The following is a 23,814-nucleotide window of genomic DNA, read 5'->3' on the forward strand; positions in this document are numbered from 1 at the left end:
CGGTGCCGGTGCCGTGCGCCTCCACGACGTCCACATCGGACGGTTCGACGCCCGCGTTGGCCAGCGCCTGCGCGATGACCCGCCGCTGCGAGGGACCGTTGGGCGCGGACAGGCCGTTGGAGGCGCCGTCCTGGTTGATCGCCGAGCCGCGCACCACGGCCAGCACCGGGTGCCCGTTGCGCTCGGCGTCGGAGAGCCGCTCCACCAGCAGCACGCCGATGCCCTCGGAGAGGATCATGCCGTCGGCCGAGTCGGAGAAGGCCTTGCAGCGGCCGTCGGCGGCCAGCGCGCGCTGCTGGCTGAAGGCGATGAGCGGCTTGGGGTTGGGCATCACCGTGGCGCCACCGGCCAGCGCGAAGCTGCTCTCCCCGCTGCGCAGCGACTGGCAGGCCAGGTGCAGCGCCACCAGCGATGACGAGCACGCGGTGTCGACGGTGACGGCCGGGCCCTCCAGGCCGAACAGGTAGGACACGCGGCCCGACAGCACGCTCGGGCTGCTGCCGGTGACCTGGTAGCCCTCGGAGGCGCCGTCCCCGCCGCCGTACTCGATGTAGCTGGAACCGATGAACGCGCCGGTGCTGGTGCCGCGCAGCGACGCCGGGTCGATGCCGGCGCGTTCGATGGCTTCCCAGGTGGATTCCAGCAGCAGCCGCTGCTGCGGATCCATGCCCAGGGCTTCGCGCGGCGAGATGCCGAAGAAGCCGGGGTCGAACTCGGCGGCGTCGTCGAGGTAGCCGCCGGCGGTGGTGTAGGTGGTGCCGGGGTGGTCGGGGTCCGGGTCGTGCAGGGCGGCGACGTCGAAGCCGCGGTCGTTCGGGAACTCGGTGATCGCGTCGGTGCCGTTCTTGACCAGCTCCCAGAACTCCTCGGGAGTGCCTGCGCCGCCGGGGAAGCGGCAGCTCATGCCGATGATCGCGATCGGTTCGTCGGAGGAGCCGTCCTGCTGCGGGCGCCGGGCCAGGTCGTCGTCCGCGGCGCCGAGCAGTTCCGCCACCAGGTGCTCGGCCAGCACCTTCGGGGTGGGGTGGTCGAACACCAGCGTCGCGGGCAGCGACAGGCCGGTGGCGGTGGCGAGCTTCTTGCGCAGCTCCACGGCCGTCAACGAGTCGAAGCCGATGTCGCGGAAGGCCCGCTGCTCCCCCACTTCCCCGGCGGAGCTGTGCCCGAGCACGGCGGCGGCCTCGGCGCGCACCAGGTCGAGGACGTGGCGTTCCCGGTCGTCGGAGGTCATCTCGCGCAACCGCCGGGCCAGGTCGGAGTCCTGGGCGGCCGAGGTCTCCCGGGCGAGCGCGCGCACGTCCGGCAGGTCGGCGAGCAGCGCACTGGGCCGCATGGCGGTGAAGACCGGGTGGAACCGCTCCCAGTCGACGTCGGCGACGGTGACCGCGGTGTCGCCCTGCACCACCGCGCGGTTGAGCTCGGCGACGGCCTGCTGCGGCGGCAGCGGGGTCAGGCCGCGACGCGACAGGTCCTCGGCCACGGCCTCGTGGGTGGCCATGCCGGATTCGGCCCACGGGCCCCACGACACCGAGGTCGCGACGAGCCCCTGCGCCCGGCGCTGCTCGGCGAGGGCGTTCAGCAGCGCGTTCCCGGCGGCGTAGGCGCTCTGCCCGCCGCTGCCCCAGACCCCGGCGATGGAGCCGAACAGCACGAACAGGTCCAGGTCGCGGTAGCCGAGCAGGTGGTGCAGGTGCAGCGCGCCGAGGACCTTCGCCGAGAGCACCTCGGCGAACTCGGTGTGCGAGGTCTGCGCCAGCGGCGCGGCCTGGCCGACACCGGCCGCGTGCACGACGCCGGTCAGCTCGGGCAGGTCGGGGTCGTCCGGGTGGTCGAGCTCCGCGAGCAGGTCCGCCACGGCGACGTGGTCGGCGATGTCGCAGGCCACGACGTCGACCCGGGGTCCCAGCGCTTCCAGTTCGGCGCGCAGCTCGGCGGCGCCAGGCGCGTCGGGGCCGCGGCGGCTGGTGAGCACCAGGCGCTCGGCGCCGCAGCGGGCGAGCCAGCGGGCGGTCTCGGCGCCGAGCGCGCCGGTGCCGCCGGTGATCAGGACGGTGCCGCGGGCGGTGAAGGAGTCGCGGGACGGCAGCGCGTCGACGGTGCGGCGCGCGAGCCGCCTGCCGAGCAGGCCGCTCGGCCGGATCGCGATCTGGTCCTCGGCGCGGTCGCGGCCGACACCGGCGATGGCGGTCACCAGGCGCCGGGCGGCCTGCTCGTCGACCACCTCGGGCAGGTCGACCGCGCCCGCCCAGCGCTCCGGCTGCTCCAGCGCGGCGACCCGGCCGAAGCCCCAGACGGCGGCCTGCGCGGGCGAGGTGATCTCATCAGCGGGACCGGTGCTCACGGCGCCTCGCGTGACCGTCCACAGCGGAGCGTCGAGGGTCTGGGTGAGCGCCAGGGTGAGGCCGAGACCGACCGGGAGCGCGGGGTTCTCGGCGCAGCGGGTCTCGTCGAGCGCGAGCAGCGACACCGCGCCCGCGCAGTCGGTGAGGCGCTCGGTGAGCACCTCCGGGTCCAGGCAGGTCTCGTCGAGCAGCAGCACCGACACCTCGGCACCGGCCGAGGTCAGCGCCTCCCGCACCGGTCCGACCAGCCCCTCCTGGGCGGCCGAGGACGCCAACAGCAGCCAATGCCCTTCCAGCGCAGGGGTTTCCGAGGCGCGCAGCGGCGCCCACAGCACCCGGTAGCGCCAGGTGTCGAGCAGCGCCTTGTCCTGGTTTCCCTGGCGCCACGACGACAGGGCGGGCAGCACCGCGTCCAGCTGCGAGCGGTCGTCGAGGTCCAGGCCGAGCATCGCCGCCAGCTCGGCGGCGTCGCCGCGCTCGACCGCCGCCCACAGGCGCGCGTCGGCCGGATCGTGCTGGGCCGACCGGGCCTGCACGGCGGGGCCGCCGGTGGCCACCGGCCAGTAGTGCTCGTGCTGGAAGGCGTAGGTGGGCAGGTCGACGCGGCGCGCACCGGTTCCGGCGAAGTGCGCGGCCCAGTCGACCCGCACCCCACGCACGTGCGCGCGGGCCAGCGCGGTGAGCAGCGAGGCCGGCTCGTCGCGGTCGTCGCGCAGCAGCGGCGCGCAGTCCTCGACCAGCGCCGACAGCGCTCCGCCCGGGCCGATCTCCAGGAACGTCGTGACCCCGGACTCGCGCAGCGAGGCCACGTTGTCGGCGAAGCGCACGGTCTCGCGCACGTGCCGCACCCAGTACTCCGGCGAGGTCACGTCACCGGAGACCACGAGCGGGATCTGCGGCTCGTGGAACTCCAGCTCCTCGACGACCGCGCGGAAGTCGTCGAGCACCGGGTCCATCAGCGGCGAGTGGAAGGCGTGGGAGACCCTGAGCCGCTTGGACTTCCAGCGCTGCGCGAGCTCCAGCACCTCGTCCTCGACACCGGCGATGACCACCGCGTCGAGACCGTTGACCGCCGCGATCGACACACCCTCGGTCAGGTGCGGCGCCACCTCGGCCTCACCGGCCTGCACCGCCACCATCGCCCCACCCGAGGGCAGCGCCTGCATCAGCGCAGCGCGCGCCGACACCAGGCGGCACGCGTCCTCCAGCGACAGCACACCCGCCACGTGCGCGGCGGCGATCTCACCGACCGAGTGCCCGGCCAGCGAACGCGGCCGCACCCCGAAGGCCTCGACCAGCCGGAACAGCGCGACCTCGATCGCGAACAGCGCGGGCTGGGCGTGCCCGGTCTCGTGCAGCAGGTCCGCGTCCTCGCCCCACACGACCTCGCGGACCGACGGGTCGAGCCGGTCCAGCACCTGATCCAGGGCCTCGGCGAACACCGGGAACCGCTGGTGGAGCTCGCGTCCCATGCCCAGGCGCTGCGAACCCTGCCCGGAGAACAGGAACGCGACCCGGGCGGACTCGGCGTCGCGGTCGGCGACGTCGCGGACCACCGCCGGGTCGGGGCGGTCGGCGGCCAGCGCGTCCAGCGCGCGCAGCAACACCTCGCGGTCCTCGGCGACGATCGCGGCCCGCTGCTCGAACGCGGTGCGCGAGGTGGCCAGCGAGAAGCCCAGGTCGGTCAGGGACGTGTCGTGGCCGTCCAGGTGGGCGCGCAGCCGCGAGGCCTGCGCCCGGACGCCGTGGTGCGTGCGCGCCGACAGCAGCACCGGGACCGCGCCGAGCTCGTCCGTCCCGGCCTCCGGCGCGGGTTCCTCCGGGGGCTGCTCGATGATCAGGTGCGCGTTGGTGCCGCTGATGCCGAACGAGGAGATGCCGGCCCGGCGCGGGCGGTCGCCCCGCGGCCAGGCGGTGCGCTCGGTGAGGATCTCCACCGCGCCCTCGGACCAGTCCACCCGCGAGGACGGGGCGTCGACGTGCAGCGTCTTGGGCAGCACGCCGTGGCGCATCGCCTGCACCATCTTGATGACCCCGGCGACACCGGCCGCGGCCTGCGTGTGGCCCATGTTCGACTTCACCGAGCCGAGCAGCAGCGCCTCGTCGCGGTCCTGGCCGTAGGTCGCCAGCAGCGCCTGCGCCTCGATCGGGTCGCCCAGCGAGGTACCGGTGCCGTGCGCCTCGACCACGTCCACATCGGACGGTTCGAGGTTCGCGCTCGCCAGCGCCGAGCGGATCACCCGCTGCTGCGCGGGACCGTTCGGCGCCATCAGGCCGTTGGAGGCGCCGTCCTGGTTGACCGCGCTGCCCCGCACCACGCCCAGCACGCGGTGGCCGTTGCGGCGCGCGTCGGACAGCCGCTCCAGCACCACGACGCCGACACCCTCGGACCAGCCGACGCCGTCGGCCGAGTCGGAGAACGCCTTGCAGCGGCCGTCCGGGGACAGTCCGCGCTGCCGGGAGAACTCGATGAGCGCGGTCGGCGTCGACATCACCGTCACGCCACCGGCCAGCGCCAGCGAGCACTCGCCCGCGCGCAGCGCCTGCATCGCCCAGTGCATGGCGACCAGCGACGACGAGCACGCGGTGTCGACCGTGACGGCCGGGCCCTCCAGGCCCAGGGTGTAGGAGACGCGGCCGGAGACCACGCTCGGCGAGGTGCCGCTGCCCTGGAAGCCCTCGGCCTCGCCGCCCAGACCCGCGCCGTAGTCGCTGTACATGACACCGGCGAAAACACCGGTCGGGGTGCCGCGCAGCGAGCGCGGGTCGATCCCGGCGTGCTCGATGGCCTCCCAGGTGGTTTCCAGCAGCAGCCGCTGCTGCGCGTCGGTGGCCAGCGCCTCGCGCGGGGACATGCCGAAGAACCCGGCGTCGAACTCGCCGGCGTCGTGCAGGAATCCGCCGAACCGGGCGTAGGAGGTGCCCGGGTGGTCCGGGTCCGGGTGGTAGAGCCGCTCCAGGTCCCAGCCGCGGTTGGTGGGCAGGCCGGAGACGGCGTCGCCGCCCTCGTCGAGGAATCGCCACAGCTCGTCCGGCGAGCCGATCCCGCCCGGGTAGCGGCAGCCCATGCCCACCAGCACGATCGGGTCGTCCGCGACGTTCCCGGTGGTGACGGCGGCGGGACGGCCTGCGGTGGGGGTGGGCTCGTCCAGCTCGTCGAGGAGCTCGCCGAGCAGGTGCGCGGCCAGGGCGGCCGGTGTCGGGTAGTCGAACACCATCGTCGCGGGCAGCCGCAGCCCGGTGACGGCGGTGAGCTGGTTGCGCAGCTCGACGGCGGTCAGCGAGTCGAAACCCAGGTCCTGGAACTGGCGTTGCGGGTCGACGTCGTCGCCACCGGCGTGCCCGAGCACCGCGGCGACGCGGCCGCGCACCAGGTCGAGCACGGCGGTGCGGCGGTCGTCCTCGGGCAGGCCGGTGAGGCGCTGGACGAGGGTGTCGGCGGTCTGCGACCCGGCCGCGCGGCGCCGGGTGCGGGTGCGGACGAGTCCGCGCAGCAGCGCGGGAACCTGGCCTCGGCCGCGCATCGTGGCCAGGTCGAGCTTGGCGGGGACCAGGACCGGTTGGTCCGCGGCGATGGCGGTGTCGAACAACCGCAGGCCGTGCTCGACCGGCAGCGGCGGCATGCCGACGCGCGCCATGCGCTCGGCTTCGGCGTCGGAGAGCATCCCGTCCTGCTGCCAGGCGCCCCAGGCCAGCGACACGGCGGGCAGCCGCTGGGCGCGCCGGTGCTCGGCGAGGGCGTCGAGGAAGACGTTGGCCGCGGCGTAGTTGCCCTGCCCCGCGTTGCCGAAGGCACCGGCGGCCGAGGAGAACAGGACGAACGCCGACAGGTCGCGCTCGCGGGTGAGCTCGTGCAGGTTCCACGCGGCGTCGACCTTGGGTCGCAGCACGGCGTGCAGGCGGTCAGGGGTGAGCGCGTCGATGACGCCGTCGTCGAGCACTCCGGCGGCGTGCACCACGGCGCCGATCTCGTGCTGGTCGAGCAGCTCGGCCAGGGCGTCGCGGTCGGCGACGTCGCAGGCGGCGACCCGCACCCGGGCGCCCAGCCCGGTCAGCTCGTCGACCAGCTCGCCGGCCAGGCCTCGGCGGCTCACCAGCAGCAGGTCCCGCACCCCGCGCTCGGTGACCAGGTGGCGGGCGAGAACCCCGCCCAGTCCCCCGGTTCCACCGGTGATGAGGACCGTGCCGTCCCAGGTCGGGGCGGTGCCGGTCAGAGCGGCGCCGGTCGGGTGCTCGGCCCGGGCCAGGCGCGGTGCGCGGATCTCACCGTCGCGCAGCACCAGCTGCGGCTCCTCGGACCGCAGCACCCGGGGCAGCGCGGCCCGGGACGCCTCGGTGTCGTCGACCTCCACGAAGCCGAACGCACCGGGGTGCTCGGCCTGCGCCGAGCCCACCAGCCCCCGCACGACCGACGCGGCCAGGTCCCCGCTGCGCACCACGAACACAACGCGCTCGGCGCGGTGCTCCTGGACGAGCTCCAGCACTCGCTCAGCGGCCTCGTGCGCCGAGGCCGCCACCTCGTCGCCGCCGACCACGGGAACGACCAGCACGTCGGCCTCGTCGGGAGAACCCGTGCCCAGCCCGAAGACGTCCTCGCCCAGCACAGCGACGTTCCCGGTGCTCCCGGTGCTCCCGGCGTTCCCCGGGTCCTCCGGCACGGCCGCCAGGTCGATCCTGAACAGCGAGTCGCGGTCCTGGGCACCGGCTGCGGGAGCTCCTGCGGTGGGGCGGATGACCAGGGAGTCCACCGTGGCGACCATCGCGCCCGCGCCGTCGGCGGCCGCGAGGCTCAGGGCGCCGTCGTCGCCCAGGGCCAGGCGCACCCGCAGGGTCGTGGCGCCGGTGGCATGCAGCGACACGCCCTCCCAGGAGAACGGGACACCGGACTCGCCGAGACCGGCGACCTGGGCGGCGTGCAGCGCCGCGTCCAGCAGGGCCGGGTGCAGGCCGAACTCGGACCGGTCGACATCCTCGGGCAGCTCGACCTCGGCGAACACCGCGCCGTCGGCGCCACGCCACGCCGCCCGCAGACCCCGGAACGCCGGTCCGTAGGCGAATCCGCGCTCGGCGAAGAGCTCGTAGCAGCCCTCCACGTCCAGCGGCGCGGCGTCGGCGGGCGGCCAGGTCCCGGCGTCGAACGACGCGGTGGTCTCCCCCGCCGCCAGCACACCGGTGGCGTGCTGGGTCCACGGCTGCTCGTCCTCGGACTCCGGCCGCGAGTAGATCGTCACCGAGCGCTGCCCGGCGGCGTCGGGCTTGCCGATCCACAGCTGCACCTGCACGGCACCGCGCTCGGGCAGCACCAGCGGCGCGGTCAGGGTGAGCTCGTCGACGCGGTCGCAGCCGACCTCGTCCCCGGCGCGGATCGCCAGCTCGACGAACGCGGTACCGGGCAGCAGCACCGCGCCGTCGACCGCGTGGTCCACCAGCCACGGGTGCGACTGCCGGGAGAGCCTGCCGGTGAGCAGCACCCCGTCGGAGTCGGCCAGCGACACCGCCGCCGACAGCAGCGGGTGGTGCGCGGTGCCGAGCCCGGCCGAGCGCGGATCGGTGAAGCCGAACCCGCCGTGCTTGGGCCAGAAGCGCTTGCGCTGGAACGCGTAGGTCGGCAGGTCGACGCGCCGCGCACCGGTCCCGGCGAAGTAGGCGGCCCAGTCCACGGTGATGCCGCGCACGTGCGCGGACGCCAGCGCGGCGGTGATCGTCTCGACCTCGGGGCGGCCGGCGCGCAGCGCGGGCACGGCCGCGAGCGCGTCGGGCGAGTCCACGCACTCCTGCGCCATCGCCGACAGCACCCCGTCGGGGCCGAGTTCGAGGAACGTCGTGACGCCGTGGTCGTGCATCCAGCGCACGCCGTCGGCGAAGCGCACGGTCCGGCGGACCTGGTCGACCCAGTAGTCCACCGAGGTGACCTGCTCCAGCCGCACCTGCTCACCGGTCACGGTCGACACCAGCGGGATGCTCGGCGCCTCGATCGCGAGTCCTTCGAGGACGGTGCGGAACTCGTCGAGCGCCGGTTCCACCAGCGGCGAGTGGAAGGCGTGCGAGACGTGCAGGCGGCGGGTCTTGCGGCCCTCGGTGGCGCACGCGGCCTCGATCGCGGCGACGGCGTCCTCGGTGCCGGACACGACCAGCGAGCGCGGGCTGTTGATCGCGGCGATCGACACCGAGGTGTCGGGGACCGCGTCGAGGTGGGGCTGGATCTCGGCTTCGGTGGCGGTCACCGCCAGCATGGCGCCGCCGGTCGGCAGCGCCTGGATGAGCCTGCCGCGCGCGGTGACGAGCTCGGCCGCGTCGGGCAGCGAGAACACGCCCGCGACGTGCGCCGCGGCGATCTCGCCGATCGAGTGGCCGGCGACGAAATCGGGCTTGATTCCCCAGGATTCGACCAGTCGGTGCAGCGCGACCTCGATCGCGAACAGCGCGGGCTGGGCGAACTCGGTGCGCGCCAGCCGGTCGGCGTCCTCGCCCCACATCACCTCGCGGACGGCGGGGTCGAGCTGGTCGAGGATCTCGTCCAGGGCCTCGGCGAACACCGGGAACCGGGCGTGCAGCTCGCGGCCCATGCCCGGGTGCTGCGCGCCCTGCCCGGTGAACAGCTGCGCCAGCTTGCCGCGGCCCTGCGCGACGCCCCGCACGACCCGCGCCCCGGCTTCGCCGCGCGCCAGCTCGCCGAGCGCGGCGCTGAGACTCGCGGCATCGGCTCCCTCGGCGGAATCCTGAGTGTTATCAGCGAGTACGACCGCTCGCTGCTCGAAGCCGGACCGGGTCGTGGCCGCGGAGAACCCGAGGTCGAGCAGGTTCGCTTCCACAGTGGACAACCGCGCGGCCTGCTCCTGCAGGGCGGCGGCGCTGCGCCCGGACACCAGGACCGGCACCACCGGGACGTCCCGCACCGGAACGGTTTCCGGTTCTTCGGCGTCCTGAGCTTCGGGCTCGGGGGCCTGCTCGATGATGGTGTGCGCGTTGGTGCCGGACAGCCCGAACGACGACACGGCGGCGCGGCGCGGTTCGCCGGTCTCCGGCCACGGCGTGTTCTCGGTGACCAGCCGCACCGCGCCCGCCGACCAGTCCACGTGCGAGGACGGCTCGTCGACGCCCAGCGTGCTGGGCACGATCCCGTGCCGCATCGCCATGATCATCTTGATCACACCGGCGACACCGGCGGCCGCCTGCGTGTGGCTGATGTTGGACTTCACCGACCCCAGCAGCAGCGGCCGGTCCGCGTCGCGCTGACGCCCGTAGGTGGCCAGCAGCGCCTGCGCCTCCACCGGGTCGCCCAGCGTGGTGCCCGTGCCGTGCGCCTCCACGGCGTCGATCTGGTCGGCGGTCAGCCGCGCGTTGACCAGCGCCTGCTGGATCACCCGCTGCTGCGAGGGCCCATTGGGCGCGGTGAGCCCGTTCGACGCGCCGTCCTGGTTGACCGCCGAACCCCGCAGCACCGCCAGCACCTCGTGCCCGTTGCGCTGCGCGTCCGACAGCCGCTCCAGCACCAGCACACCGGCGCCCTCGGCCCAGCCGGTGCCGTCGGCGGCGTCGGCGAACGAGCGGCACCGTCCGTCCGCGGACAGCCCGCCCTGGCGGCTGAACTCGATGAACGTCGCCGGGTTCGACATCACCGTCACACCACCGGCCAGCGCCATCGAGCACTCGCCGTGGCGCAGCGCGTGCGTGGCCATGTGCATCGCCGCCAGCGACGACGAGCAGGCGGTGTCCAGCGTGACCGCCGGGCCGACCAGGCCCAGCGTGTAGGCGATGCGGCCGGAGATGACGCTCTGCGAGCTGCCCAGCAGCGCCGCGCCCTCCGCGCCCTCGCCGGGCGAGACCTGGTAGTCCTGGTTCATCGCACCGATGAACACCGCGGCCTCGGTGCCCTTGATGGAGTGCGGGTCGATCCCGGCGCGCTCCAGCGCCTCCCACGCCACCTCCAGCACGACCCGCTGCTGCGGGTTCATGCCCAGCGCCTCGCGCGGCGAGATGCCGAAGAAGTCGGCGTCGAAATCGCCTGCGCCGCGCAGAAAACCGCCCTGGTCGGTGGACGACATCGCCAGCAGCTCCGGGTCCCAGCCGCGGTCGTCGGGGAACTCCCCCACGCCGTGCTCGCCGGCGGACACCATGCGCCACAGGTCCTCCGGGCTGGTGACCCCGCCCGGGTAGCGGCAGCCGATACCGACGACGGCGATGGGTTCCTGCGCCGCGGCCTCCACGTCGCGCAACCGCCGCCGGGTCCGCTGGAGGTCCGCGCTGGCCCGCCGCAGGTAATCCCGGAGCTTCTGCTCGTTGTCCATCTCCACCAAACCCATCTCGACGACGCCCGTTGTCGCGGCCCACCGGGCCCGGACGCGATCACGCAGGAGGAACGACCCGCCGGGAAGTGTTGTGCAGCAACGGCTCAGAAACCCCTAGTTCTCGCGTCCGGCAACGGCTCAGGACGGCTCAAGACGGCTCGCGGCGGCCGGGAACCCGGCGGGGCCGCGAAATCTAGGGATTCCCCGGCCCCGGTGTGCGGTCGACTGGCGCGAGGCCCGCTGACCGCCATCGGAGAGTGCCGATTGCTGATCTCCTTCTTGAAGACCCATCTCCGGCCGTACCGGCGCGCGCTGCTGGTCCTGCTGGTGCTGCAGGTCGTTCAAACGATGGCCACGCTGCTGCAGCCGACGTTCTACTCGCTGGTCGTCGACCGGGGCGTGGTGCGCGGCGACATCGACGCCATCCGCACCCTCGGCACCGCGATGATCGCCGTGGCGCTGGTGCAGATCCTCGCCGCCATCGGCGCGGCGGCGCTGGGCGCGCGGGTGGCGGCCGCGCTCGGCCGCGACCTCCGCTCCCGGCTGTTCCGGCAGGTCATGGGCGTGTCGGCGCGCGAGGTCGCCCGGTTCGGCGCGCCGTCGCTGATCACCCGCACCACCAACGACGTCCAGCAGGTGCAGGCGCTGGTCGTCACCGTGCTCGACATCGCCGTCGCCGCGTCCATCACCTGCGTCGGCGGCGTGGTGATGGCGCTGGTGCAGGACGTGTCGCTGTCGCTGATCATCGTGGCGCTCGTGGTGGTGCTGGTGGTCGGGCTGACGGTCATCCTGGTGCGCATCAGCCCCACCTACGGCCGGATGCAGCGCGGCGTGGAGAACATCAACCGGCTGCTGCGCGAGCAGATCTCCGGCATCCGCATCATCCGCGCGTTCGTGCGCGACGACCACGAGCGCGCCCGGTTCGGCGAGGCCAACACCGAGCTGTTCGGCGTCGGCATGAAGGTCGGCCGCATGATGGCCACGATCCCGGTCGTGGTCATGATGCTGATGAACACCGCGACCCTGCCGATCATCTGGTTCGCGACCCGGCGCATCGACGAGGGCCAGGCCCAGGTGGGGTCGATCTCGGCGCTGCTGGGCTACGTGACGCTGATCATCACCGCGATCATCATGGCCACCGTCGTGTTCGCCGACCTGCCGCGCGCCGCGGTGTCCGTGCGCCGCGTCCAGGAGGTCCTCGACACCGAGACCAGCGTGCCGATGCCCGAGCACCCGGTCCGCGGGTCGCGGCTGCGCGGGCAGCTGCGGGTGCGGGCGGCCGGATTCCGGTACCCCGGCGCGGCGAATCCCGTGCTGCAGGGCGTCGAACTCGCCGCCGACCCCGGAGAGACGGTGGCGATCGTCGGCAGCACCGGCAGCGGCAAGACCACGCTGCTCAACCTCGCGCTGCGGCTCTACGACACCACCAGCGGCAGCGTCCACGTCAACGGCATCGACGTGCGCGAGTACGACCCCGAAGCGCTGCACTCGGTCATCGGCATCGTGCCGCAGGAACCGCAGATGTTCAGCGGCACCATCGCCTCGAACCTCTGCTACGGCAGACCCATCGCCCGCGACCGCGAGCTGTGGCACGCCCTCGAAGTCGCCCAGGCGCGGGACTTCGTGGAGCGGCTGCCCGGGATGCTCAGCGCGCGCGTCACCCAGGGCGGCTCGAACCTCTCCGGCGGGCAACGGCAACGCCTCGCGATCGCGCGAGCCCTGGTGCTGCGGCCCGAGATCTACCTGCTCGACGACAGCTTCTCCGCGCTGGACCGCACGACCGAGGCGCGGCTGCGCGAGGCGCTGGGGCGCGCGGTCCCGCACGCGACCATGATCGTCGTCGCGCAGCGGATCAGCGCCGTGCAGGACGCCGACCGCATCGTCGTGCTCGACCAGGGCCGCGTCGTCGGCACCGGAACCCACGCCGAACTGCTGCACCACAACCGGACCTACCAGGAGATCGCCCACTCCCAGGCGCTCCCGCAGGAGGTCCCGCCCCGCGACGGCCGATCCACCCGAGGAGTTCTGCATGGTCAGCGCGGCTAGTGGGAGCTCGTCGATCGTGGTGCGGCTGCTCGGGCTGCTGCGTCCGCACCGGTTCCGCCTGGTGCTGGTGGCGGTGCTGGGGACCGCGGCGACCGCGTTCAACCTCGCCGGGCCCAAGCTCGTCGGCAACGCCACCGACATGGCCTTCGCCGGCGTGATCAGCCGGGGGCTGCCGCTCGGGGCGTCCAAGGAGGACGTGATCGCCGGGATGCGCGCCCGCGGCGAGGACACGATGGCGAACGTGCTCAGCACCGCCGACATCGTTCCCGGCCACGGCGTGGACTTCCAGGCGCTGTTCCAGCTGCTGGTGGTCATCCTCGCGCTCTACATCGCCAGCGGGCTGTGCATGCTCGGCCAGGGCCGCCTGGTCGCGTTCATCGCCCAGCGCACCATGTTCGCGCTGCGGGACCGGGTCAGCGCGAAGCTGACCCGGCTGCCGCTGGGCTACTTCGACCGCCACTCGCGGGGCGAGGTGCTCAGCCGGGTCACCAACGACGTCGACAACCTCCAGCGCACCCTGCAGCAAACCCTCGGCCACATGGTCAACTCGGTGTTCGCGGTGGTCGGCGTGATGACGGTGATGGTGTGGCTGTCGCCGATGCTGGCCGGTCTGGTGCTGGTGAGCGTGCTCATCGCCGCGGCCGTGGCGCTGCGGATCAGCAGGCGGGCCCGGCCGCGCTTCGCCGAGCGGTGGCAGCGGACCGGCACGCTCAACGGCTACGTCGAGGAGATCTACACCGGGCACTCCACGGTGCTGGCGTTCGGCCGCCGCGAGTTCGTCGAGCGCGTCTTCGACGTGCACAACGACGGCCTGTCCGACGCCTCGTCGAAGGCGCAGACGCTGTCCGGGATGATCGGCCCGGTCACCCGGTTCGTCACCGACCTGAACTACGTGATGGTCGCCGTGGTCGGCGCGCTGCAGGTGGCGGGCGGGTCCATGTCGATCGGCAGCGTGCAGTCGTTCATGCAGTACTCCAGCATGTTCACCCAGCCGATCATCGACATGGCGAACTTCTCCGCCCAGCTGCAGTCCGGGATGGCCTCGGCGCGGCGGATCTTCGAGGTCCTCGACGAGCCCGAGCAGCTGCCCGCGCCGCCGCAGCCGGTGCGGCCGGGCCGGGTTCGCGGGCGGGTGGAGTTCCAGCACGTCGACTTCCGCTACGAGCCGCACGCGCCGCTGATCGAAGACCTCGCGCTGACCGCCGTGCCCGGGCAGCTCATCGCGATCGTCGGCCCGACCGGCGCGGGCAAGTCGACCCTCGGCAACCTGCTGATGCGGTTCTACGAGGTCGACCGGGGCCGGATCCTGCTCGACGACGTCGACGTCGCCACCATGACCCGCGAGGACCTGCGCTCCCAGATCGGCCTGGTTTCGCAGGACTCGTGGCTGTTCTCCGGCACCATCGCCGACAACATCGCCTACGGGCGGCCCGGCGCGACCCGGCAGGACGTCGTCGAGGCGGCCCGGGCGATGTGCGTCGACCGCTTCGTGCGCTCGCTGCCCGACGGCTACGACACCGTCCTCGACGACGAGTCCTCGGCCGTCAGCGCCGGTGAGCGCCAGCTCATCACCCTGGCCAGGGCGTTCCTCGCCGAACCGTCGATCCTGCTGCTCGACGAGGCCACCAGCTCGGTGGACTCGCGCACCGAGGTCCTCATCCAGCAGGCGATGGCCTCGCTGCGGGCCGGGCGCACCAGCTTCGTCATCGCCCACCGGCTGTCGACCATCCGGCACGCCGACCTCATCCTGGTCATGGACTCCGGCCGCGTCGTCGAGCGCGGCACCCACCACGAACTCCTCGAAGCCGGGGGCCACTACGCGCGCCTCTACACGGCGTGAGCCCGGTGTCCCGGTGTCCCGATTTCCCGACGAACTAGGGATTCGCGAGTACCGGGTCGGGTTGGATGGTGGGTGGACGAGGCCACGACCGGAAGGATCGGCGACCGAGTTGAACCAGTTGAACACCATCCAGGACGACGTCACCACCGCGTGGATCCGGCGGTACCGGCCGTCGGCGACGAGCACGACGCGACTCGTGTGCTTCCCGCACGCGGGTGGGTCGGCGAGCTTCTTCCACCCGCTGGCACCGCGATTCGCCCCCGGCACCGACGTGGTGTCGTTGCAGTACCCGGGGCGCCAGGACCGGCGGCGGGAACCCTTCGTCGAGGACCTCGAGTCCCTGGCCGACCTGCTGGCCGACGAGATCGCCGCGCTCAGCGACAAGCCCACCGTCTTCTTCGGCCACAGCATGGGCGCGGCGCTGGCCTTCGAGACCGCCCACCGGCTCGAGCAGCGCGGCACTCGCGCGCCGCACTCGGTGATCGCCTCCGGCCGGCGCGGCCCGGCGACGGTGCGCGACGAGGAGGTGCACAAGCGCGACGACGAGGGCGTCATCGAGGAGCTGAAGAAGCTCAACGGCACCGACATGGCGATCTTCGGCGACGAGGAGCTGCTGCGGATGGCGCTGCCCGCGATCCGCAACGACTACCGGGCCATCGAGTCCTACCGCTGCGAGCAGAGCAAGACCCTGCGCGCCCCGATCGTCGTGCTCACCGGCGACCAGGACCCGAAGACGACCCGCGACGAGGCCGAGGCCTGGGCGAAGCACACCGAGGGCGAGTTCCGGCTCCGCGAGTTCTCCGGCGGGCACTTCTTCCTCACCGAGCACCAGGACGAGGTCAACCGCGAGATCGAGACCGAGCTGGCCGCGGCGCGGAAGGCGGGCGGGCATGGCTGAGACCTCCCGAAACCCGGGTCGCATCGGCGGGATCGCGCTGTGGGTGCTGCAGGGCGTGCTGGCCGTGGTGTTCGTGATGGCCGCGGTCCCGAAGTTCCTCGGTGATCCGACGATGGTGGCGACCTTCGAGGCCGTCGGCGTCGGCCAGTGGCTGCGCTACGTCACCGGTGCCCTGGAGATCGCCGGGGCGATCGGGTTGCTCGTGCCGCGGCTGACCGGACCGGCCGCGCTGGGGCTCATCGCCGTCATGATCGGCGCGACGGTGACGAACCTGCTGACCGCGCCGCCGATCGCGGTGGTGACGGTCGTGCTGGGCGCGCTGCTGGGTCTGGTCGCCTGGCGCCGCTGGTGAGCTACGCCGGTCCCGCCGGGAGCACCTCCGCGAGCTGGGCGCGGCCCGCGACTCCCAGCTTGCGGTAGATCTTCGTCAGGTGCTTCTCGACCGTGCGGGCGGTGATGCGGGCCTCGCGGGCGATCTCGTCGTTGGTGCGGCCGGTGCGCGCCAGCATCGCCACCTGGTGCTCGGAGGGGGTCAGCAGCGGTGCCCGCGCCGGGACCGCGGCGGCCTGCTCGCCCAGTTCGGCGTTGGTGCGGTCGATCATCCGCTGCACCCCGCACTCGATGGCGAGGCTGCGCGCCTCCTCGAAGTGCTTCTCGGCGCCGGAGCGGCCGGTGGCGCGCAGCCGCCGCCCGTACAGCAGATGCGCGCGGGCCAGTTCCATCCGGTTGGCCGACTGGCCAAGCACCGAGATCGCCTCCCGCAGCAGCCGGAGTTCCTTGCCGCCGTCGCTGAGCGCGGCGTGGGTGCGCAGCGCCCGCCCGATCGCGATGGGTGCGCCCCACTGCCGCGCCAGCTCGTACTCCTGCTCCACGAGCGCGTTGGCCTCGTCGACGTTGCCGAGCCGGTGGTGCATCGTCGCCGCCAGCCCGCGCCACGGGCACAGCGCGGGATTGCGCATGCCCCAGTGGTCGAGCTGCTGCCCCAGGTCCAGGATGCGGTGCAGTTCGGGGGCGACTTCGCTGCGCTCGGTGGCGACCGAGCCCTTGAGCAGCCGCAGGGTGGCGGTGACGCACATGTTGTTCTTCGACGCCGCACCGCCTTCCAGCACCCGCCCGGCCAGGTCGTGGTCGGCGGTCTCCAGCGCCAGGAACGCCACGGTGAGCAGGGTCGCGGCGTTGCCGTGCTCCCAGCCCAGCCCGCCCAGCTCGATGGCTTCGCGGGTGACCGACAGCGCCTGGTCGAGCCGGCCGGTGGCCAGCAGCACCAGGCCCTTCTCGGTGCTCAGCAGCGTGCGCGCCACCAGGTCCCCGTCGCCGTGGGGGCGCTGCTGCTCGCGAGCCCGGTCCAGCCACGTCGAGAGCCGGCCCGGGGCGTCGGCGCCGACGAGCACGTTGGCCAGCAGCGGCAGTCCGGTGTGGACGTGCGCGGTGTGGGCCGGTTCGCGCTCCAGGACGCGGTGGGCCAGGCGGGCCACCTGGGCGGCCCCGATCTCGGAGCTGACGGTGGCCGCGTAGAGCAGGACGGCGAGGAGTTCGCGCTGCGCGGCGCTGTCCAGCGGCGGGTTCGGGCCCAGCGAGCGCAACCGGCGCACGTTGTCCGCCAGGCCCAGCGGGTCCTCGATCATGAGGTAGCGCTGCCGGGCCTCCATGCGCAGCACCCGGTCCTCGGACGAGAGGTCCTGCTCCTCCCCGAAGTCCTGGACGATCTCGCGGATCACCTCGGTGATCGGTGCGGGCGAGGTCGCCAGCATCATCGGCGACAGGCGCGACAGCGCCGCGGCCCGCTGGTGGGTGGAGTCGAGCATCGACACCGACTGCGACACGTGGCGCACCGACGCCGACGGGTCGAAAGCCCGCTCCGCGGTGGCGAGTTCGACCAGCAGTTCCGCCCGCTGCTCCCCGCCGGGCGCGCCGTCGAGCAGCGCCCGCCGCAGGTAGGACGCCGCGGTTTCCGGCGCCCCGCAACCGAGTTCGGCCTCGGCGGCGTCGCGCAGCACCCGCAGCGCCCAGTCGTCGACCGGACCGGCGACCTCGACGAGGTAGCGGGCGACCTCGCGCGGCTGGTGCCCCTGCCGGTGGAGCCATCTCGCGGCGCGCAGGTGCACTTCCTCCTGCTCCTCCCCCACCGCGAGTTCCTCGACGGCCGCGCGCACGGCCTGCCGGGCCGGGCCGAGGCAGGATTCGGAGTTGAGCAGGCCCAGCTGGCGCACCACCCGCACGGCGTTGACGTGCTGGTGCTCGGAGAGCCCGGCGACGCGGCCCACGAGTTCGGTGTCGGCGCTCTCGCCGAGCACCGCCGCGGTCCGGATCAGCCGGTGCACCGCCGGGGGCTGCTGGCGCAGGCACGACACGAGGCGTTCGCGCAGCCCGGCCGGCCGCGGCGCGGCCTCGACGGCCTGCGGACCGGTTGCTTTGACCTCGGAGAGCATGGACATGAGGAACAGCGGGTTGCCCGCCGAGCCGTCCCGGCACGCGGCCACCAGGTCCTCGCCGGCGCGGTCCCCGAGCTCGCCGCGCACCACCGCGCGCACCCCGGCCGTCGACAGCGGCTCCGGGCGCAGGACCCGGGTGGCGGTCTCGGCGAGCAGCCGGACCTGCGGGAGTTCCGCGCCGGGGTCGCCGTCGAGCACCGTCACCGCGAGCGTGACCGGGAGGCTCGCGACGCGTCTGCCGAGCTCGGTCAGGCAGGTCAGCGAGGCGCTGTCGGCGGCGTGCAGGTCGTCGACCAGGATCAGCAGCGGTCTCTCCGCGCTCATCGCGGCGATGTGCGACGGCACCGCCGCCGGTGTCAGATCCGCTGCCGCGCCGGGCTCGACGGCTCTGGAAACCCCAACTCCGGGATCGCTCGCGGCCAGCAGCTGCCGCACCACGCCGAGTTCGAAGTCCCGCTCCTGCGGCGCGCACGAGGCCCGCAGCACGCGCAGCCCGGTGCGCTGGGCCCTGGGGACGCAAGCGCTGAGCAGCTCGGACTTCCCGATGCCCAGCGGACCGCTGATGACCAGCAGAGACCCGGTGCCCGCCCGGGTGGCTTCCAGTGCCGCGTCGAGGGTGTCGAGCTCGTGCTCGCGCTCCCACAGCCGCCACGGCTCCCCTGCTGTGCCAGGGCTGCTCGCGGCCGCTGTCGCCGAGGCCGACCGGTTCAGGCCCGGTGCCGCACGTCGCGTCCCGGTCATCTGCATCGCCCCCTCGAACGTCGTCATGGTCTTCCGGCGAGCGGCGCCGCTTCGACCTCGTCGTCGCGGTGCTGAAGTCGTGCCCGGGAACCGCCCAGCACGGCCGCCAGGTCAGCGCGCTTGGACACCCGCAGCTTGCGGTAGGCGTTGGTGAGGTGGGTTTCCACCGTGCGCAGGGTGACGAACAGCGCCTCGGCGATCGCCCGGTTGCTGGCCCCGGCGGCCGCCATCGTCGCGACCCGTCGTTCGCTGCCGGTGAGCAGGTCCACCGGCGAGCGCAGCGGCTGCCCGACCCGGCCGCCCGCGGTCACCAGCAGCGTGCGCGCGCTGTCGGCGATGGGCTTGGCCCCGCACAGGGTGGCCAGGTCGACGCAGCGCCGCAGGTGCTTGCGCGCACCCCGGGCGTCCTCGGTGCGCAGCAGCGCCTCGCCGAGCCGGTGGTGGGCGCGGGCCTCGTCGAGCCAGGCGGGTGATCCGGACAGCACCTCGACGGCCTCGGTCAGCGAGTCCACCGCGAGCACCGGGTCCTCGGTGACCGCGCCGCGCGCCATCAGGTGCCGGCCCCGAGCCCGCGCGGTGCCCCAGCGCTGGGCGGCCTCCCCGTCCTGGTCGAGCAGGTCGGCCGCTTCCGAGCGGCGGCCGAGACCCGCCAGCAGGATGGCCGCGTCGGTGCGCCACGGCACGAACACCGGGTTCAGGATGCCCGCGCCGGTCATGCTGCGGCCGCAGCGCAGCAGCAGTTCCGCGGCCGCGGTGCGCTCGTCGCGCATCCAGTGCACGCGGGCCCGCGCGTGCAGGTAGTAGGGCCATTCGAGGGTCGCCTCGTCGAACCAGTCCCGTTCGATGCGGCCGAGCACCTCGTCGGCCTGGTCGACGTGCCCCTGCTCGGTGAGCGCGGCGGCCCAGGCGGTGTACTGCGCGGCGGTCGAGTCGGCGCAGACGGTCTGCGCGCAGATCTCGGCGGCGGTCCGCGCCTCCTCGGCGGCGCCCCGCACGTCGCCGAAGTGCAGCAGGACCCGGGCGTAGCAGGACAGCGAGTAGGAGTAGTCCCAGCGCGCCCCCATGCTCTCGACCAGTTCCACCGAGCGCTGCGCGGCGGGCAGCAGGTCGTCGGTGGTGTCGGCCAGGTGCAGGGCGAACAGCGCGCACCGCTCGGTCCACGGGTCGGCGTCGCTGGCCTGGAAGTTCAAGGCGGTGCGCGCGTGCTGCACGACCTGCGCGGACGGCTCACCGCGCAGCGACTGCACGAACGCGGTCGCGGCCAGCATCCGGCGCTCGGCCGGGGTGCCGCCGGAGAGCAGCGGGCGCTCGGCGATGCGGTCCTGCACCAGGCCGAAGGTCGACTTCTCACCGCTGCCGATGATCATCAGCATCGATTCGACCGACAGGCACAGCTCGCGCAGCGCCGCCGAGGCGTCGTGCCGGGCCTTGCGGGTCAGCATCGCCAGCACTTCGCCCAGCGCGCGCACGGCCTCGGGATGCCGTTGCGCGGTGACCGCCGTCATCGCGAAGTTCAGCACGAACGACACGTAGATCGTGGGGTCGGTGACCTCGTCGAGCAGTTCCCGCAGGATCGGCAGCGCCGCGTACGGGTCGAGCTGCGCGAGCACCCGGCCCAGGTCTGCGCGCACCCGGATCCGCTGGGGCTCGGAGGTCTCGACGTCGAGCACCCGCCGCAGGTAGCGAACGGCGATCTCGGGGGCACCCCGCTGCTCGGACAGCGCGGCGGCGTCGCGCAGGACCCCGGCCATCCACGGCTGGTTCAGCTCGCCCAGCTGCACCAGGTGCTCGGCGACCTCGATCGCGGGCCGCCCGGTGTCGTTGAGGATGCGGGCCGCCCGCATCCGGTCCTCTTCGGACACCGGCACCACTTCGAGCACCGCCGCCCGCATCCCGTCGTGCGCGAAGTCCACACCGGACTCGGCCATGACGTCGCAGCGCCGCAGCGCCTCGATCGCCTCGGTGACCTGCCACCGGGTCACTCCCGCCATCGCCGCAACGGTTTCCACGCCCGCACCGGGTCCGAGCACGGCCACGGCCGCGGCGACCCGGGCGGTGCGCCGGGGTTGCCCGGCGAGACGGCTCCGCACGGAGGCCGCCAGCACGCCGCGCCCGATCTGCTCGGCCGGGACGGTGCCCGTCTCGTCGGGCCGCACCCCCGCCTGGTGCAGGGCGTCGAGGAGCCGGTGCAGCAGCGCCGGGTTCCCGCCGGAGGTGCGAGCGCAGGTGTCGACGAAATCGCTGTCCGGGGTGACGGGCAGCGACGCCGCCACGATCTCGCCGACCTCGTCGCGGGTCAGCGGCGCCGGTTCGAGCACCGTGCCCGCGCGCTGCGCCACCAGGTCGGACATGGCGGCCCGCGCCGCGCCGTCGAGCTCGTCGGAGCGGTAGCCGAGCACCACCAGCAGCGGCAGGTCGGCGGCGCGGCGCAGCGCGAAGTCCAGCCAGCGCAGCGAGGCGGGGTCGCAGTGGTGGGCGTCGTCGATGACGAGCACCAGCGGGCGGGCGACCATCAGGTTCGCGGCCACCGAGTGCAGGGCGGACAGCGTCGCGTAGTCGCTGGAGTTGCGGGCCAACCGCAGGTCCGGGAACAGCGCCGGAACCGCGGCCCCGGCGACGTCGTCGGCGCCGAGTTCCAGGGGTTCGAAGAGCCTCCGCACCGCGTCGTAGCGCGGCGGACGGGTCGTGGCCGGGCAGCGCACCTGCAGGACGGAGCAGGTTCTCAGGTGCTCGTGCCGCCGGAATTCGCTCAGCAGACGGCTCTTTCCGACTCCGCTCGGTCCCCGGACGATGACGCACCGCGCTCGGCTCGCCCGGGCGTCCGCGAGCGCCTCCGCGAGCACGGCGCACTCGCGGGAGCGACCAACCCAGGGCTGGATCGGCTCGGCGATGCGCTGATGGTCACCCCGCAACCCAACTCACCCCGACTTACACGTTCTGACCAGGGATTTTCCCAGCCGCACTCGCGGGGTTCGTCCGCCGGTAGACCTGCGCAGTCCACCATCGGCCCGCGCAGGAGCGCAAGCGCTGATCAACTTCGGAAACGGGCCTTACTTCACGTAGTCGCGCGGAACGCGGGGAGGCCAGCTTCCGACGCTCAGCAACCCGAGGCTGTAGGCCCGGGACACCAGCGCAGCTCGGTTGGGCGCCTTGAGCTTCTTGAGCATCGCGCCCACGTGGTACTCGACACCCTGCCGGCTCAGGAACAGCCGGGAGGCCAGCCGCACCGTCGATTCCCCGGTGGCGATGCCTTCGAGGATGCGGGCGTTGAGCTCGGACAGGACGCGCTTGCGGTCGGCGACGACCACGTTGGCCTTGTTCAGCTTCTCCGGGGACAGCAGCACGACGAACTGGGTCAGCTCACCGGAGGAGGCGCCGCGCACGGCGACCCCGGTGATGTCGCCGGTGAAGGCGGTCTGATCTGCGCCGACGCCCACGAAGCACTCGGAGAAGCGCTGGCTGCGGCCGTCGAGCAACCGCTCGAAGTTCCGGCTGATCGGCTCCCGCACGCCGGGGTGCAGCAGCTCGCAGAAGTTCCGTCCCACGACCGACTCGCGAGACCGGCCGAATTGATCGACAAAGGCGTCGTTGGCCTGAGTGATCCGCAACTGCAGATCCAAACTCGCCAAGTGAAGCCCTGATCGCTCGAGGAGGGACTGGAACACATCCGCGTCGGCGATATCATTCTTCAATTCATCGCCGCATGCGTTGTCCAAGAGGCGAGAATCGGCGGCAACAGGGGGCATTGACGGTGTACCTCTCTCGAATCCTGAGGAATCCCGACTGCCGGGAAGATCTGTTTGTCCCCGCACGGAGACACCTCCGATCGTATGAAGCGCGCTCTTATGAGGTCAACGCGACGGAGAGGCCGCCTCCTAATGTTGTGGTTGCCGACACCAGCAGTTCGTGCACCTCTCTCAGAAAAAAATTTGAACCGCTTCCTACCTGCGACGACAGAAGAGGTGCGGACCAAACGGGCTCCCTACGTTGGGCCGTTCAGGCTAATTGAACCATGCGGCGTCCGGGGTAGCCATACACGCGTGATCCGCGCCACTGGCGCCCGGGGAGAGTATTTAGTCGTCCGAGGCGCGGCGTTCTAAGCCGGACAAGTCCGAACACTCAGAGCAATTGCTCAAATGAGCCGAGTAGCCGCCCGTGCTCATCTGAGCGCGTTGAAATCCCAGACTTCACAGAATTCCCATATTACCGGACGACGAGCAGGAATCCTTATATTCGCCATTGAACACCACAGCCAAACGGTTCATTCCATCGCGGTAACGAATTGAACCCGCTCGATCAATTCAGGGCGCGGGGCGCTCGGACTGAGCGCTCGGCGGCGCCGGCGCTGTCGCCGTGGTCGCCGCGGTCGGTGCGTCGCCGAACCGCCTTCAGGGGATCAGTTCAGACCGCCCGGCCGCCGGACCCGATCCGCCAACGCCGACAGGGCCATCAAGGCCGACCGACGGTCAAGGCCGACGGGGCCATCGCCGACCGGCCGTCACCATCGAGAGCCGTCGAGAGCCGTCGAACGGCACGAGACCCGGCGACCAACGTCAACAGCAGTGCCACGAACAGGCAGACGCCGGGCAGTGACCGCAGAACGCCGCGATCCGGGGTGAGGGCCCACAGCTCCACCGCGGCGCGGAACAAACAGCGACAGCAAGGCCAACACCGACAGCGAGGCCAACAGGCGGGCAATAACAACTCCGCCGTGCACGACGAGGAATGCGTTCATTCCCCGCGGTCGCCCCGTGCGTCGCTACGCGATCACCACGGGGCTTTCACGCGGGGCCGCTTTCATCACGGCCGGCTCCACTGCGGCCGCTATCACCGCGCGATCTCAGGACGGGACGCGCGGCGAACGAGGAACCCCTCAGAGGGGACGATCAGTTCGCGCCGGCCTCCGGTCGCGGGGTGGCGGAATCGTCCTTCTTGGCCGCTTCCTCGTCCTCGCGCAGACCTCGCGCCTCCGCCTTGAGCACCCGCGCGGACTGCCCCAGCGAGCGCGCGACCTGCGGCAACTTGCTCGAGCCGAACAGCAGGGCGACCACAACCAGCACGATCAACCAGTGCCATGCGCTCAACGATCCCATGCTCGCGCCCTCCCGACATCGGCATTACCGTTCGATCCGTTCACACCCAGTCTACCGAGGCGGGAACAACGATCTTTCGGGGTGTGAACTTCCGCATTTTCCGCGCGGAATGAATGATTTGCCCGCTTTGATTG

Annotated in this window: 9 protein-coding genes (1 of these 9 only partly in view); 4 read left to right on the forward strand and 5 right to left on the reverse strand. The window is 72.7% G+C overall.

The genetic code is table 11. The annotated features are described in order from the left end of the window. Nucleotides 1–10,645: the 5' portion of a type I polyketide synthase gene (locus BM424_RS11675; RefSeq protein WP_139274049.1), read on the reverse strand. It extends 16,649 nt beyond the left edge of the window; only the first 10,645 of its 27,294 coding nucleotides appear in the window; the start codon lies at nt 10,643–10,645; its stop codon lies off the left edge, out of view. Nucleotides 10,646–10,894: 249 nt separating this feature from the next. On the opposite strand from BM424_RS11675, the gene BM424_RS11680 reads away from it, so the two are divergent. The 4 genes from BM424_RS11680 (at nt 10,895) to BM424_RS11695 (ending at nt 15,766) form a co-directional block, all read left to right on the forward strand. Beyond that, nucleotides 10,895–12,676 carry an ABC transporter ATP-binding protein gene (locus BM424_RS11680; protein ID WP_093416130.1) on the forward strand — a complete coding sequence of 594 codons (1,782 nt, stop codon included), beginning with the start codon at nt 10,895–10,897 and terminating at the stop codon, nt 12,674–12,676. Further along, nucleotides 12,660–14,516 carry an ABC transporter ATP-binding protein gene (locus BM424_RS11685; RefSeq protein ID WP_093416133.1) on the forward strand — a complete coding sequence of 619 codons (1,857 nt, stop codon included), beginning with the start codon at nt 12,660–12,662 and terminating at the stop codon, nt 14,514–14,516. Before BM424_RS11680 ends, BM424_RS11685 begins: the two co-directional genes overlap by 17 nt. A gap of 109 nt (nt 14,517–14,625) precedes the next feature. Next, complete coding sequence (locus tag BM424_RS11690) at nt 14,626–15,414, forward strand: thioesterase II family protein (protein ID WP_245775776.1); 789 nt, start codon at nt 14,626–14,628, stop codon at nt 15,412–15,414. After that, complete coding sequence (locus tag BM424_RS11695) at nt 15,407–15,766, forward strand: DoxX family protein (RefSeq protein WP_093416136.1); 360 nt, start codon at nt 15,407–15,409, stop codon at nt 15,764–15,766. Before BM424_RS11690 ends, BM424_RS11695 begins: the two co-directional genes overlap by 8 nt. A 1-nt stretch (nt 15,767) precedes the next feature. Here the strand turns inward: BM424_RS11695 and BM424_RS11700 are convergent, their stop codons facing one another. From BM424_RS11700 to tatA, 4 genes are all read right to left on the reverse strand, one after another. Continuing rightward, nucleotides 15,768–18,614: an ATP-binding protein gene (locus BM424_RS11700; protein ID WP_093416139.1), complete on the reverse strand. Its 2,847-nt coding sequence runs from the start codon at nt 18,612–18,614 to the stop codon at nt 15,768–15,770. Then, nucleotides 18,611–21,499, reverse strand: a complete 2,889-nt coding sequence (locus BM424_RS11705) for an ATP-binding protein (protein WP_093416141.1) — start codon at nt 21,497–21,499, stop codon at nt 18,611–18,613. The genes BM424_RS11700 and BM424_RS11705 overlap by 4 nt, the downstream gene beginning before the upstream one ends. 138 nt (nt 21,500–21,637) lie before the next feature. Next, a complete protein-coding gene (locus tag BM424_RS11710; RefSeq protein ID WP_093416144.1) occupies nt 21,638–22,333 on the reverse strand; it encodes a LuxR C-terminal-related transcriptional regulator in 696 nt (231 codons plus the stop codon). Between the two features lie 1,140 nt (nt 22,334–23,473). After that, nucleotides 23,474–23,680 (reverse strand): Sec-independent protein translocase subunit TatA, encoded by a 207-nt coding sequence (gene tatA, locus BM424_RS11715; RefSeq protein ID WP_175548044.1) that lies wholly within the window; start codon nt 23,678–23,680, stop codon nt 23,474–23,476. Nucleotides 23,681–23,814 lie beyond the last annotated feature (134 nt).

This window comes from Saccharopolyspora flava (genome assembly GCF_900116135.1).
Classification (GTDB): Bacteria; Actinomycetota; Actinomycetes; order Mycobacteriales; family Pseudonocardiaceae; genus Saccharopolyspora; species Saccharopolyspora flava.